10 protein-coding genes and 1 pseudogene are annotated in these 15376 nt (G+C 52.9%); 2 read left to right on the forward strand and 9 right to left on the reverse strand.

The window, feature by feature from the left end; translation table 11 throughout:
* The first annotated feature begins 65 nt into the window (after positions 1-65).
* A complete protein-coding gene (rtcR, locus tag ACJHXB_RS11675; RefSeq protein WP_001232927.1) occupies positions 66-1664 on the forward strand; it encodes a DNA-binding transcriptional regulator RtcR in 1599 nt (532 codons plus the stop codon).
* Here the strand turns inward: rtcR and ACJHXB_RS11680 are convergent.
* Genes ACJHXB_RS11680 through glpE form a run of 3 tightly spaced genes read right to left on the reverse strand, consistent with a single transcriptional unit; the run spans position 1646 to position 3622 of the window.
* The gene (locus ACJHXB_RS11680; RefSeq protein WP_000815099.1) at positions 1646-2404 is read right to left on the reverse strand and encodes a DeoR/GlpR family transcriptional regulator; all 759 of its coding nucleotides are present in this window, start codon (positions 2402-2404) and stop codon (positions 1646-1648) included. The two genes, rtcR and ACJHXB_RS11680, sit on opposite strands and share 19 nt — an antisense overlap.
* Positions 2405-2420: 16 nt before the next feature.
* Complete coding sequence (glpG, locus tag ACJHXB_RS11685) at positions 2421-3251, reverse strand: rhomboid family intramembrane serine protease GlpG (RefSeq protein WP_000928712.1); 831 nt, start codon at positions 3249-3251, stop codon at positions 2421-2423.
* Positions 3252-3295: 44 nt separating this feature from the next.
* Complete coding sequence (glpE, locus tag ACJHXB_RS11690; protein WP_000371928.1) at positions 3296-3622, reverse strand: thiosulfate sulfurtransferase GlpE; 327 nt, start codon at positions 3620-3622, stop codon at positions 3296-3298.
* A gap of 189 nt (positions 3623-3811) precedes the next feature.
* On the opposite strand from glpE, the gene glpD reads away from it, so the two are divergent.
* Positions 3812-5317, forward strand: a complete 1506-nt coding sequence (gene glpD / locus ACJHXB_RS11695) for a glycerol-3-phosphate dehydrogenase (protein ID WP_000448123.1) — start codon at positions 3812-3814, stop codon at positions 5315-5317.
* 267 nt (positions 5318-5584) lie between these two features.
* Here glpD and ACJHXB_RS11700 read toward each other — a convergent pair.
* The 6 genes and pseudogenes from ACJHXB_RS11700 to glgB form a co-directional block, all read right to left on the reverse strand.
* Positions 5585-5806 (reverse strand): annotated as a pseudogene (locus tag ACJHXB_RS11700) (phosphate ABC transporter substrate-binding protein); the annotation flags it as partial.
* A gap of 124 nt (positions 5807-5930) precedes the next feature.
* On the reverse strand, positions 5931-8378 hold the full coding sequence (gene glgP / locus ACJHXB_RS11705) for a glycogen phosphorylase (RefSeq protein ID WP_000993440.1): 2448 nt from the start codon (positions 8376-8378) through the stop codon (positions 5931-5933).
* Between the two features lie 18 nt (positions 8379-8396).
* On the reverse strand, positions 8397-9830 hold the full coding sequence (gene glgA, locus ACJHXB_RS11710; RefSeq protein WP_001197646.1) for a glycogen synthase GlgA: 1434 nt from the start codon (positions 9828-9830) through the stop codon (positions 8397-8399).
* The gene (gene glgC, locus ACJHXB_RS11715) at positions 9830-11125 is read right to left on the reverse strand and encodes a glucose-1-phosphate adenylyltransferase (RefSeq protein ID WP_000253975.1); all 1296 of its coding nucleotides are present in this window, start codon (positions 11123-11125) and stop codon (positions 9830-9832) included. The genes glgA and glgC overlap by 1 nt, the downstream gene beginning before the upstream one ends.
* 17 nt (positions 11126-11142) lie before the next feature.
* Positions 11143-13116, reverse strand: coding sequence for a glycogen debranching protein GlgX (gene glgX / locus ACJHXB_RS11720; protein ID WP_000192520.1), 1974 nt, complete (start codon positions 13114-13116; stop codon positions 11143-11145).
* Complete coding sequence (gene glgB / locus ACJHXB_RS11725) at positions 13113-15299, reverse strand: 1,4-alpha-glucan branching enzyme (RefSeq protein WP_410233498.1); 2187 nt, start codon at positions 15297-15299, stop codon at positions 13113-13115. Before glgB ends, glgX begins: the two co-directional genes overlap by 4 nt.
* Positions 15300-15376: the final 77 nt, after the last annotated feature.

Below are 15376 nucleotides of genomic sequence, written 5' to 3' on the forward strand. Positions count from 1 at the left end.
ACGGAGATTTCCCGCAAAGCCGATTTACCGATAATGAAATATCGTCTTTTATAAGGATATCTAAGATGCGTAAAACAGTGGCTTTTGGCTTTGTCGGTACCGTGCTGGATTATGCCGGGCGCGGCAGTCAGCGCTGGTCAAAATGGCGTCCGACACTCTGTCTATGCCAGCAAGAATCGTTAGTTATCGATCGGCTGGAATTATTGCACGACGCCCGCTCGCGCTCGCTATTCGAAACGCTTAAACGCGATATCGCCAGCGTTTCGCCAGAAACAGAAGTGGTGGGCGTTGAGATAGAACTGCATAACCCGTGGGATTTCGAAGAGGTTTACGCCTGCCTGCATGATTTCGCCCGTGGTTACGCGTTCCAGCCAGAAAATGAAGATTATTTAATTCACATCACCACCGGCACCCACGTCGCGCAGATTTGCTGGTTTCTGCTGGCAGAAGCGCGTTACTTGCCCGCCCGGTTGATACAATCTTCACCACCGCGCAAAAAAGAACAACCGCGCGGCGCAGGTGAAGTGACGATTATCGATCTCGATTTAAGCCGTTATAACGCCATCGCCAGCCGCTTTGCCGAGGAATGCCAGCAAACCCTCGACTTCCTCAAATCCGGCATTGCCACGCGTAACCCCCACTTCAACCGCATGATTGAGCAGATCGAAAAAGTGGCGATTAAATCCCGCGCACCGATCCTGCTCAACGGCCCGACCGGGGCGGGTAAGTCATTTCTGGCGCGACGCATCTTTGAATTAAAACAGGCACGGCATCAGTTTAGCGGCGCATTTGTAGAAGTGAACTGCGCCACCCTGCGCGGCGATACCGCCATGTCGACGCTGTTTGGTCATGTGAAAGGCGCGTTCACCGGGGCGCGGGAATCTCGTGAAGGATTATTACGCAGCGCCAACGGTGGCATGTTGTTTCTTGATGAGATTGGCGAACTGGGCGCAGACGAACAGGCAATGCTGCTGAAAGCCATTGAAGAGAAAACCTTTTACCCATTTGGCAGCGATCGCCAGGTGAGCAGTGATTTTCAGCTGATCGCCGGAACGGTGCGCGATTTGCGCCAGCTGGTTGCTGAAGGCAAATTTCGCGAAGATCTGTACGCGCGGATCAATCTCTGGACCTTCACCCTGCCGGGACTGCGCCAGCGCCAGGAAGATATTGAACCTAACCTGGATTATGAAGTGGAGCGCCACGCCTCACTCACCGGCGACAGCGTGCGTTTTAACACCGAAGCACGGCGCGCCTGGCTGGCTTTTGCGACATCTCCCCAGGCAACATGGCGCGGTAACTTTCGCGAACTTTCTGCCAGCGTCACGCGGATGGCCACCTTTGCCACTAGCGGACGCATCACTCTGGACGTGGTTGAAGATGAGATAAACCGTCTGCGCTATAACTGGCAGGAGAGTCGCCCCTCCGCGATTACGCAACTGCTGGGCGCTGAGGCAGAAAACATCGACCTCTTTGATCGGCTGCAACTGGAACACGTAATAGCCATCTGCCGCCAGGCAAAATCGCTTTCTGCTGCCGGTCGCCAGCTTTTTGATGTTTCGCGCCAGGGCAAAGCCAGCGTCAACGACGCAGATCGGCTACGCAAATACCTGGCGCGTTTTGGTCTGACGTGGGAAGCCGTGCAGGATCAGCACAGCTCCAGTTGAATATGATGGTCCGTCAGCACCTGCATGACGCTTACTGGCGGCGGGGCGTCGGTGTAGACAGCATCAACCATGCTGATGCTCCCCATATTGACCATCGCATTACGGCCAAATTTCGAGTGATCGACAACCAGCATAACGTGGCGCGAGTTCTCAATAATAGCGCGTTTGGTGCGAACTTCGTGGTAATCGAATTCCAGCAACGAGCCGTCGCTATCGATGCCGCTGATCCCCAGAATGCCGAAATCAAGGCGGAACTGGGAGATAAAATCGAGTGTCGCTTCGCCAATGATCCCGCCATCGCGGCTGCGTAATTCGCCACCGGCGAGAATAATACGGAAATCCTCTTTTACCATCAGCGTGTTAGCGACGTTGAGATTGTTAGTCACAATGCGCAAATTGCTGTGATTGAGCAGCGCGTGCGCCACCGCTTCCGGCGTGGTGCCAATATCGATAAACAGCGTTGAGCCATTGGGGATTTGCTCCGCCACTTTGCGGGCAATCCGCTCTTTTTCTTCGGTCTGGGTGGCTTTACGATCGTGCCAAGGCGTGTTAACCGAACTGGAAGGCAGCGCCGCACCGCCATGATGCCGCAGGATCAGGTTTTGCTCTGCCAGCTCGTTGAGGTCGCGACGAATAGTCTGCGGGCTGACGGAGAAGTGCTCCACCAGTTCCTCGGTACTGACATAACCCTGCTGTTTAACCAGTTCGATAATACCGTTGTGACGTTGTGTTTGTTTCATTTATAAATCCCTGGAATTATTTTCGTTTTCGCGCATTGAGCGAATCAACAAAAGCCATCGCTAAACCCACGGCTAACCCGGCGATGTGTGCTCCGTTCGCCATCGACATCCCAAACAAATCAAACCATCCGGCGACAATCCAGATCAGCGCAAAGATAATTAACCCACGTTGCAGGTAAATGCCACTTTGCGGATCGCGTTCGCCACGTAGCCAGACGTAGCCCATCAGCGCATACACCACGCCAGAAAGCCCGCCAAACCACGGCCCGCTGAACTTTTGCTGCACATAGCCGCTTAACAGGGCGCTAATGAGAGTAATGACAATTAGCTTACCGCTACCGAGGCGTTTTTCCACCGCACCGCCGAGATACCACCACCAGAGCAGGTTAAAGAGGATATGCATCAGCGAGAAGTGCATTAACGCGTGGGTGAAGTAACGCCAGAACTCAAATTTCAGTGTTGGATCGAATGGCCAGGCCAGCCATAACATCACTTCCTGATCGCCGAGAATTTGCATGGCAATAAACACCACCACGCAGGCGATCATCATCACCCAGGTTACCGGGCCTGCGCGTTCACGCAAGGCAGCAAAGAAAGGATAACGGCGATAATGCAGGCCACTGCCGGTATGGCCCGCCTGCCAGCTGGCCGCCAGATAACGCGGATCTGCCGGGTTTTCGAGAAAACGCGCCAGCTCCGCCCGCACGTGCTCGGCCTGGGACTCATCCGCCAGCCAGACATCGCTTTGGTTATGTTGTTGAATCGTGAGGATAACACCCTGCGTCGCCATGTAATCAACAAACGCCTGCGCCACGCGGGGGTTAGCAAAAGAGGTAATCATCAACATCGTTGCTGTCGCTTATTCCACACAAAAGGGGACAGTATAAAGCGTTACGCGCCGTACGCCACCTCTGCAGGAAACTGACGCTGCCAGGCTTCAAAGCCGCCGTCAATGCTATAGACCACATCGTAGCCCTGTTGCAGCAGATACTGCGCCGCGCCTTTGCTGCTATTGCCGTGGTAACACATCACCATCACCGGAGTGTCAAAGTCGTTATCACGCATAAACGCGCCCAGTGTGTCGTTGGTTAAATGGAAAGCCTGCACCGCATGCCCCATTGCGAAACTCTGTGGATCGCGAATATCGACCAGCACCGCCTCTTTTTCCTGCAACTTCTGGTGCGCGTCGGCAACGTTAATACATTCGAACTGATCCATGCGTCTCTCTTTATTTACAAACAAGTGGGCAAATTTACCGCACAGTTTACGTCGAAGCGGAAGATAAACGCCATAATGTTATACATATCACTCTAAAATGTTTTTTCAATGTTACCTAAAGCGCGATTCTTTGCTAATATGTTCGATAACGAACATTTGTGAGCTTTAACGAAAGTGAATGAGGGCAGCATGGAAACCAAAGATCTGATTGTGATAGGTGGCGGCATCAATGGTGCTGGTATCGCGGCAGACGCCGCTGGACGCGGTTTATCCGTGCTGATGCTGGAGGCGCAGGATCTCGCTTGCGCGACCTCTTCCGCCAGTTCAAAACTCATTCACGGTGGCCTGCGCTACCTTGAGCACTATGAATTCCGCCTGGTCAGCGAGGCGCTGGCTGAACGTGAAGTGCTACTGAAAATGGCCCCGCATATCGCCTTCCCGATGCGTTTTCGCCTGCCGCATCGTCCGCATCTGCGCCCGGCGTGGATGATTCGGATTGGTCTGTTTATGTACGATCATCTGGGTAAACGCACCAGCCTACCGGGATCAACCGGTTTGCGTTTTGGCGCAAATTCAGTGTTAAAACCGGAAATTAAGCGCGGATTCGAATATTCCGACTGTTGGGTAGACGACGCCCGTCTGGTACTCGCCAACGCCCAGATGGTGGTGCGTAAAGGCGGTGAAGTGCTTACCCGTACTCGTGCCACTTCTGCTCGCCGCGAAAACGGCCTGTGGATTGTGGAAGCGGAAGATATCGATACCGGCAAAAAATATAGCTGGCAAGCGCGCGGCCTCGTGAACGCCACCGGCCCGTGGGTGAAGCAGTTCTTCGACGACGGGATGCATCTACCCTCACCTTATGGCATTCGCCTGATCAAAGGCAGCCATATTGTGGTGCCGCGTGTGCATACACAAAAGCAGGCCTACATTCTGCAAAACGAAGATAAACGTATTGTCTTCGTGATCCCGTGGATGGACGAGTTTTCCATCATCGGCACCACCGATGTGGAATACAAAGGTGATCCAAAAGCAGTGAAGATTGAAGAGAGTGAAATCAATTACCTGCTGAAAGTGTATAACACGCACTTTAAAAAGCAGTTAAGCCGGGACGATATCGTCTGGACATACTCCGGCGTGCGTCCGCTATGTGATGATGAGTCCGATTCGCCGCAGGCTATCACTCGTGATTACACCCTTGATATCCATGATGAAAACGGCAAAGCGCCGCTGCTGTCGGTATTCGGCGGTAAGCTGACCACCTACCGCAAACTGGCGGAGCACGCGCTGGAAAAACTGACGCCATATTATCAGGGCATTGGTCCGGCGTGGACGAAAGAGAGCGTGCTACCGGGCGGAGCCATTGAAGGCGACCGTGACGATTACGCCGCGCGTCTGCGCCGCCGTTACCCATTCCTGACCGAATCGCTGGCACGTCATTACGCACGCACTTACGGCAGCAACAGCGAACTGCTGCTCGGCAATGCGGGGGCGATAGGCGATCTCGGGGAAGATTTCGGTCATGAGTTCTACGAAGCGGAGCTGAAATATCTGGTGGATCACGAATGGGTCCGTCGCGCCGACGATGCCCTGTGGCGTCGCACAAAACAAGGCATGTGGCTGAATGCGGATCAACAATCTCGTGTGAGTCAGTGGCTGGTGGAGTATACGCAGCAGAAGTTGTCGCTGGCTTCGTGATTTAACGTAAGGTGGTCAGGTCAGATTTCGATCTGGTCTGAGACTGATGACAAATACAAAATTGCCTGATGCGCTACGCTTATCAGGCCTACGTGGCTTATGCAATGTATTGAATTTGCATGATTTTGTAGGCCAATAAGACGTTCACGTCGCATCCGGCATGAACAAAGCGCACTTTGTCAAAAATCTAACCTACTTTTTAATTCAGGGAATTACCGCAAAGCCCACGCCATTATTCCCAACGTAACAAAACTCAGACACATTACCCACTCGCCCAGAGAAAAATAGCAGTAATGCGCCCAGCGTCAGCATAAAGACGTTGAGTAGAAGATAAATTGTTGGCGTAAAGAGTAAATTGCAAAACTCAAGAATAGCGGCAAGCCCGGCCCCCAGCATGGCAATAACCGCCGCCAAAAACTGCGCCAGAATGGGGATGCCGAAAAAAGTCATTACCAGCGAGGTCAAAATCCATTTTCTGTTTTGCATTATTCTTTCCATTCTTTCTGAATGGCAAAATTATACTCCCCGAGTCCCCTTGCCCCTTCTGGACACTTTTCCGAAATGATGGCGAAAAAAACGGGACCCTTTGGCCCCGTTCTATTTATTAGTGAAATTACAATCTCACCGGATCGATATGCCAGATATGATCGGCGTACTCTTTGATAGTACGGTCAGAAGAGAAGTAGCCCATATTGGCAATGTTCAGCATCGCTTTTGCGGTCCACTCTTCCTGAAGCTCGTAGAGTTCGTCGACTTTATCCTGACAATCGACATAGCTGCGATAATCCGCCAGTACCTGGTAGTGATCGCCGAAGTTGATCAGCGAATCAACCAGATCGCGATAGCGACCCGGATCTTCCGGACTGAATACACCGCTGCCGATTTGCGTCAGCACCTGATGCAGCTCCTCATCTTTCTCGTAGTATTCACGCGGTTTGTAGCCCTGACGACGCAGTTCTTCCACTTCTTCCGCTGTGTTACCAAAAATAAAGATATTGTCAGCACCGACATGATCCAGCATCTCGACATTCGCACCGTCCAGCGTACCGATGGTCAGCGCGCCGTTAAGCGCAAACTTCATGTTACTGGTGCCGGAAGCTTCCGTCCCCGCCAGCGAAATCTGTTCAGACAGATCGGCCGCCGGAATGATCAACTGCGCCAGGCTAACGCTGTAGTTCGGGATGAACACGACTTTCAGCTTGTCGCCAATCTGCGGATCGTTGTTGATCACTTTCGCTACGTCATTGATCAAATGAATAATGTGCTTCGCCATGTAATAGGCCGAAGCCGCCTTACCGCCAAAAATATTCACGCGCGGTACCCATTTCGCATCCGGGTCGGCCTTGATGCGGTTATAGCGGGTAATCACATGCAACACATTCATCAATTGACGTTTGTATTCGTGAATACGTTTAATTTGCACATCGAACAGCGCTTTCGGATTTACCACCACATTCAGCTGCTGGGCGATATACTCCGCCAGACGCTTTTTGTTCTCCAGCTTCGCCTGATGCACAGCGTGATTAACCATTGGGAAATCACAGTGTTGTTGCAGCTCATTAAGCAGGCTAAGGTCGGTGCGCCAGTTACGGCCCAGGTGTTCGTCCAGCACGGCTGAAAGCGATGGGTTCGCAACCGCCAGCCAGCGACGCGGCGTCACACCGTTGGTGACGTTGGTGAAACGACCCGGGAAGATTTTCGCAAAGTCGGCAAACAACGATTGCACCATCAGGTTAGAGTGCAGTTCCGATACACCGTTAACTTTGTGGCTCACCACAACCGCCAGCCAGGCCATACGCACACGACGACCGTTGGATTCATCAATGATCGACGCCCGTCCCAGCAGATCGGTATCGTTCGGATACTGTTCCTGCAAGGTTTTAAGGAAATAGTCGTTGATTTCAAAGATGATCTGCAAGTGACGCGGCAGAATTTTACCCAGCATATCGACCGGCCAGGTTTCCAACGCCTCGCTCATCAGCGTGTGGTTGGTGTAAGAGAAAACCTCGCAACAGACCCCAAACGCGTCGTCCCAACTAAATTGGTGCTCATCAATCAGCAGACGCATCAACTCAGGAATCGACAGCACCGGATGGGTATCGTTGAGATGAATCGCGATTTTATCCGCCAGGTTATCGTAGGTTTTATGCAACTGATAATGGCGGCTTAAAATGTCCTGAATGGTCGAGGAAACCAGGAAGTATTCCTGACGCAGGCGCAGCTCACGCCCGGAGTAGGTGGAGTCGTCCGGATACAGTACGCGAGATACGTTCTCGGAGTGGTTTTTATCTTCCACTGCCGCGAAGTAGTCACCCTGGTTGAATTTACCGAGGTTAATTTCGCTACTGGCTTGCGCACTCCACAAACGCAGCGTGTTGGTCGCGTCGGTGTCGTAACCAGGGATTATCTGATCGTAAGCCACTCCCAGAATCTCTTCGGTTTCAATCCAGCGCGTTTTTTTACCTTCCTGCTGAATACGACCACCAAAACGGACTTTATAGCGCGTATTGTGGCGTTTGAATTCCCACGGGTTACCGTATTCCAGCCAGTAGTCAGGTGACTCTTTCTGGCTACCGTTAACGATGTTCTGCTTGAACATACCGTAGTCATAGCGGATGCCGTAACCGCGCCCCGGCAACCCTAACGTCGCCAGAGAATCAAGGAAGCAAGCCGCCAGACGTCCCAGGCCACCGTTACCGAGGCCCGGGTCATTTTCTTCATCAATCAGCTCTTCGAGATTTAACCCCATCGCTTCCAGTGCGCCCTGTACATCTTCGTAAATTCCTAGCGACAACATGGCATTGGAAAGCGTACGGCCAATCAAAAACTCCATCGACAGGTAGTAAACCTGACGAGTTTCTTGCGACAACTGGGCACGGTTTGAACGTAACCAGCGCTCCACGAGACGATCGCGCACAGCAAATAACGTTGCGTTCAGCCATTCATGTTTATTGGCGACGACCGGGTCCTTTCCAATCGTAAACATCAGCTTGTAAGCGATAGAGTGCTTAAGAGCTTCTACGCTAAGCGTGGGCGATGAATATGTAAACGGAGCATTCATATAGGCGTTTCCTGAAAACTATTTCAAGCGATAGTAAAGCTCACGGTACGACTTCGCCGCGACCTGCCAGCTAAAATCCATTGCCATAGCCTGACGTTGCACAAACCGCCACAGTGAAGGACGGGACCACAGTACAAAAGCACGTCGAATAGCCCGTAACAGCGACCAGGCATTACTATCTTCAAAGACAAACCCACTGGCGACGCCATCTGCAAGGTTCTCAAGAGAACAATCAGAAACCGTATCAGCAAGCCCACCGGTGCGCCGCACTAACGGCAGCGTACCGTACTTCAATCCATAAAGTTGCGTTAAGCCGCACGGTTCAAAACGACTGGGCACCAGAATGACGTCCGCGCCGCCCATAATGCGATGCGAAAATGCTTCGTGATAGCCAATCTGAACGCCCACCTGGCCGGGGTATTCCGCTGCCGCCGCAAGGAAACCTTCCTGCAGCACCGGATCGCCCGCGCCGAGTAGCGCCAGTTGCCCGCCCTGCTCCAGAAGACCCGGTAAGGCCTCCAGCACCAGGTCGAGACCTTTCTGGCTGGTCAGACGGCTCACCACTGCAAAAAGCGGCACTTTATCGTCAACCTTAAGCCCCATTGCGATTTGTAACTGGCGCTTATTTTCCGCTTTATCTTCCAACGTATCGCGGGTGTAACGCGAGGCCAACAGTAAGTCCGTCTCTGGACTCCAGATTTTCTCGTCCACGCCGTTCAGTACGCCGGAAAGACGCCCTTCACGGTGACGCTGTTGCAACAGACCTTCCATACCGTAGGCAAACTGCGGTTCGGTGATCTCGCGAGCGTAGGTCGGACTGACCGCCGTAATGTGATCGGCATAGTACAGACCGGCCTTCAGAAAAGAGATTTGTCCGTTGAATTCCAGCCCATGAATATTAAAGAATGACCATGGCAATTGGATGTCATTCATGTGATGTGCATAAAACATGCCTTGATAGGCCAGGTTGTGCACAGTAAACACCGACTTCGCCGGACGCCCGCGCGCCGCCAGATACGCAGGCGCAAGGCCTGCATGCCAGTCGTGCGCATGCACCACATCAGGACGCCAGAATGGGTCAAGCCCGCTGGCCATTTCTGCCCCAACCCACCCCAGCAGCGCAAAACGCAATACGTTGTCGGTATAGGCAAATAAGTTGGTATCGTGATACGGGCTTCCCGGACGATCATAGAGATGCGGCGCGTCAATCAGGTAAATGCCAACCCCGTTGTAATGACCGAACAACAGCGTGATATGTCCGGCGAAGGTATCACGACGGGATACTACCTGCGCATCGGTCACGCCACGGCGAATATCGGGAAATGCAGGCAACAGTACGCGAGCGTCAACGCCGTCTGCGATTTGTGCTGCGGGTAATGCCCCAATAACATCAGCCAGACCGCCGGTTTTAAGCAGCGGGAACATCTCTGAACATACATGTAAAACCTGCATTATCGCTCCTGTTTATGCCCTAACTTCCGTAGCATTTCGCGCGTTACCAGCACGATGCCTTCTTCTGAACGATAGAAACGACGTGCATCTTCCTCTGCGTTTTCACCAATCACCATGCCTTCCGGAATAACACAAGCACGATCGATGACGCAGCGGCGCAGACGGCACGAGCGACCTACCCATACTTCCGGTAACAATACGGCGGAATCAATGTTGCAGAATGAATTCACGCGAACGCGCGAGAACAGAACGGACTGCACCACCACCGAACCGGAGATCACACAACCGCCGGATACCAGTGAGTTAAGGGTCATCCCGTGGCTACCGGAGCGATCCTGCACGAATTTCGCTGGCGGTAATGATTCATTGTAGGTGCGAATTGGCCAATTGCGATCGTACATATCCAGTTCCGGCACCACAGAGGCCAGATCGAGGTTCGCTTTCCAGTAAGCTTCCAGCGTACCCACATCGCGCCAGTACGGTTCGGCATCCGGGTCGGATTGTACGCAAGAGAGCGGGAACGGGTGCGCATAGGCCAGACCGGCTTCGGTGATCTTGGGAATCAAATCTTTGCCAAAGTCGTGGCTGGAGTTCTCATCGCGATCGTCTTCTTCCAGCAGTTCATACAGATAGTCGGCGTCAAAGACGTAAATACCCATACTCGCCAGAGATTTGCTCGGATCGTTCGGCATTGACGGCGGGTTAGCTGGTTTTTCAACGAATTCGATAATTTTATCGTTCTCATCAACCGCCATAACGCCAAACGCGGAGGCTTCTTCAATCGGTACTGGCATACAAGCAACGGTGCAACGTGCGCCTTTTTCGACGTGGTCGATAAGCATACGCGAGTAGTCTTGCTTGTAGATATGGTCGCCCGCCAGGATCACCACGTATTCCGCTTTATAACGGCGGATAATGTCGAGGTTTTGGGTGACCGCATCTGCGGTGCCGCGATACCAGTTTTCCCCTTTCATTCTCTGCTGTGCTGGCAGCAGATCGACAAACTCGTTCATTTCTTCATTGAAGAATGACCAGCCGCGCTGGATGTGCTGCACCAGAGTGTGGGACTGGTACTGGGTGATCACGCCCATACGACGGATCCCGGAGTTGATGCAGTTAGACAGCGCAAAGTCGATAATGCGGAACTTACCGCCGAAGTGTACGGCCGGTTTTGCTCGCTTATTGGTTAAATCCTTCAGGCGGGTACCACGTCCTCCCGCCAGTATCAGGGCAACAGATTTCAATGGCAGCTGGCGCGCCAACATTAAGTGATCGTTCTTCTCTAAACTAACCATGACTAACTCCTTTTTTATCATCTCTGGAACACACACAATCCGTGTGCAGGTCCCTGCCAGACAGCCGTAATCACTGGGTTATCCTCTCCAGCGAATGGGGGAATGGCGTGCCACTCCCCAGCAGGTAAAACAATCTCTGTTACCTCAAGCGTGGCGTTAATTGCGATCAAAAAGCGATCCGAGAGCAGAATTTGCAGCTGTTTCGGCCCGTTTTGCCACTCATCCGTGCTTAAAGGTTGAGCATATCGATTTAGCCAACGGACATTGCCGTCGCCTTCTTCCCACCAGCGATTCTCCACCAAAGCGGGAATGCGCTTGCGCAGATGGATTAACGCGGCGGTAAATGCGGTTAAACCACTGCTTGCCTGCGACCAGTCCAACCAGGTTAATTGGTTATCCTGACAGTAGGCATTGTTATTGCCATGCTGGCTGTGACCATGTTCGTCACCGGCCAGTAACATCGGCGTACCCTGGGAGAGTAACAACGTTGTTAACAGGGCGTGAATGCTGTCGCGACGCCGTTCAACCAGGTCAAGAGTACCGCCTAACCCTTCTTTACCATGATTGTTACTGTAATTGTTGTTGGTCCCGTCGCGATTTTCTTCTCCGTTTGCTTCATTATGTTTATGGTTGAAGCAAACGCAGTCGCGAAGCGTAAAACCGTCATGCGCGGTGACGAGATTAATCGCGGCACTCGGCAGACGACCATTACGTTTAAAAACATCGCTGGAGGCAGCAAAACGCCCGGCAAACGCCCCCAGAGGCAAATCATAATGAAGCCAGAAACGACGGGCAGCATCGCGGAAATGATCGTTCCACTCGGCAAACAGCGGCGGGAAATTTCCCACCTGATAACCACCAGGAGCAATATCCCACGGTTCAGCAATTAACTTCACCTGCGAGAGCACCGGGCAGTTCTGGATAGCGGTAAACAACGGCGCATCCTGACGAAACTCTGGCGTACGGCCCATGACTGCCGCCAGATCAAAGCGGAAACCATCGATGTGGCAGGTTTCTACCCAATAACGCAGACAGGCGCTGGCATAATCCACCACCGCCGGATGACTCAAATTGAGCGTGTTGCCACAACCGGTCCAGTTGTGATAATCGCCGTCTTCTCTTATCCAATAATAGCTACGGTTGTCGATCCCACGCAGAGAGAATAACGGGCCGTCGAGGTCCAGTTCCGCACTATGGTTGAGCACGATATCAAGAATGACTTCGATACCCGCTTTATGCAGTGCTTTGATTGCATCGCGAAACTCATCCAGCGCCGTTTCTGGGGAGCAGGCATACGCCGGATGCAGCGCAAACATCGCCACCGGGTTATAACCCCAGTAGTTACTTAGACCCATACGTTGCAGGCGTGGTTCGCTGGCAAACTGCGCCACCGGCAGCAGTTCCAGCGCGGTAATGCCCAACTGTTTCAAATAGTTGATCATCACCGGATGCCCCAGGGCTTTATAAGTGCCACGGATCTCGACCGGGATCTCCGGGTGCAGGTACGTTAATCCTTTGACATGGGCTTCATAAATGATGGTACTGCCCCACGGCGTGCGCGGCGGAGCATCATCCTCCCAGTCATAGTGATCAACCACCACTACGCATTTCGGCGCAATGGCGGCGTTGTCGCGATAGTCAGGTTCATTATGACCGGCGTGCAGCAGCGGGTTATCTTTAAATTCCCCGTCAATTTGCCGCGCGCAAGGATCAATCAACAACTTCGCCGGGTTAAAGCGATGCCCCTCGGCGGGTTGCCAGGGGCCATGAACGCGATAACCATAACGCAAACCCGGGCGCGCATCCGGCAGATAACCGTGCCAAATGTCGCCACTGTGCCCTGGCAAGTCATAGCGATGTTCCTGGCCATTGGCGTCAAAGACACACAGTTCTACCCGCTCGGCATGAGCGGAGAAAAGTGTGAAGTTGACGCCCTGACCGTCGTAATGCGCGCCGAGGGGTGCGGGTTTGCCAATGGCGAGTTGTGTCATTCTGCCTCCCGAACCAGCCAGATAGTGGCCAGCGGTGGTAGTGTCAGGCTTAATGAATGCTGACGACCGTGGCTGGCAATCTCATCGCTGTGTACCTTGCCGCCATTGCCGACATTACTGCCGTGATAGTGCATGGAATCGGTATTGAGGATTTCACGCCATTTGCCCGGCTGGTTAATGCCGAAGCGATAATCATGACGCGGCACCGGAGTAAAGTTACTGGCAACGATGATTTCGTTACCCTCTTTATCGCGACGCACAAAGATCAGCACCGAGCGTTCTTTGTCATCCACCACCAGCCATTCAAAACCGTACGGGTCAAAATCCAGTTCATGCATCGCTTTATGGTGGCGGTAGGTGAGGTTCAGATCGCGCACCAGACGCTGGACACCGTGGTGCCAGTTATCGCCGCCTTCCAACAGATGCCAGTCGAGGCTGGCGTCATGGTTCCACTCGCGGCCCTGGGCAAATTCGTTCCCCATGAACAGCAGTTTCTTGCCCGGGAATGCCCACATCCAGCCGTAGTAGGCGCGCAGGTTAGCGAATTTCTGCCATGCGTCGCCCGGCATCCGGTCGAGAATCGATTTTTTACCGTGGACCACTTCATCATGCGACAACGGCAGGACGAAGTTTTCAGTGTAGTTGTAGAGCATCCCGAAGGTCAGTTTATCGTGATGATACTGACGATAAACCGGGTCGAGCTTCATGTAGTCCAGGGTGTCATGCATCCAGCCGAGGTTCCACTTGTACCAGAAGCCCAGACCGCCCATGTCCTGCGGACGAGAAACGCCAGGGAAATCGGTAGACTCCTCCGCCATTGTCACCGCACCGGAAACCTGCTCACCAAGAATACGGTTGGTATTACGCAAGAATTCAATCGCTTCAAGATTCTCGCGCCCGCCAAATTCGTTCGGGATCCACTCCCCCTCTTTACGGCTGTAGTCACGATAAATCATTGACGCCACCGCATCGACGCGCAGCGCATCAATACCAAAACGTTCGATCCAGTAAAGCGCGTTACCGACAAGGAAGTTACTGACTTCACGGCGACCATAGTTGTAGATCAGCGTATTCCAGTCCTGATGATAGCCTTCGCGCGGATCGCTGTGTTCATATAAGTTCGTGCCATCAAATTCGGCAAGCGCAAAGTCATCGGTCGGGAAGTGGCCTGGCACCCAGTCGAGAATCACGTTCAGACCAGCTGCGTGTGCGGCATCAATGAAATAACGGAAGTCGTCGCGGGTACCAAAACGGCGGGTCGGTGCATACAGGCCGGTTGGCTGATAACCCCAACTGCCATCGAACGGATGCTCGTTAATGGGCAGTAGCTCGAGATGGGTAAAGCCCATCCATTTAGCATAAGGCACAAGTTGATCGGCCAGCTCGCGGTAGCTTAACCAGAAATTGTTGTCGGTGTGGCGACGCCAGGAGCCCAGGTGAACTTCATAAATAGAGATTGGCGCATCAAACTGATTCGCTTTTTTGCGCTCTTCAGTCTGCACAACCTTTTCCGGCAGCCCGCAAATAAGAGACGCGGTTTCCGGGCGCATTTGCGCTTCGAAGGCATAAGGGTCGGACTTCAGACGCAAGTTGCCATTGGCATCAATCATCTCGTATTTATAGAGCTGACCGTTATGCGCCCCAGGGATAAACAGTTCCCAGATGCCGCTCTCTTTACGCAGGCGCATCGGATGACGGCGACCGTCCCAGTAGTTGAATTGCCCAACCACCGAGACCCGACGGGCGTTTGGAGCCCAGACAGAAAAACGCGTACCTGTGACGCCATCCATAGTATCTGCATGCGCGCCTAAGGTTTCATACGGGCGCAGGTGAGTACCTTCAGATAATAGCCAGGCATCCATTTCCTGGATTAGCGGACCAAAACGGTAAGGATCATCTATCAGGTTTTGCTGACCATGCCAGACAACAGCCAGTTGATAGCGGAAAAAATTCTTACGTCGCGGAATGACACCGCTAAAGAATCCACGGGAGTCGAGACACTCCAGTTTTGCGAGTTTGCGCCCGGTTTTCGGTTCAATCACCCACACATCGGTAGCGTCGGGTAAAAGGGCACGGACTTCCAGTCCCGCGGTGGTTTTATGCATTCCCAGTACGGAAAAAGGATCCGCAAAATGGCCTGCAATTAGCGCGTTAATCACGTCTCTATCGATACGATCGGACATGCTTGTCTTCCTGTTTTATTGTGTCACCCCATCCAACTGGATTTTTGACTTCTGGTTGTGACATTTTTTTGACCTGA

Origin of the sequence: Escherichia sp. WS3227_2 (genome assembly GCF_046486495.1) — a bacterium.
Taxonomy (GTDB): Bacteria; Pseudomonadota; Gammaproteobacteria; order Enterobacterales; family Enterobacteriaceae; genus Escherichia; species Escherichia coli.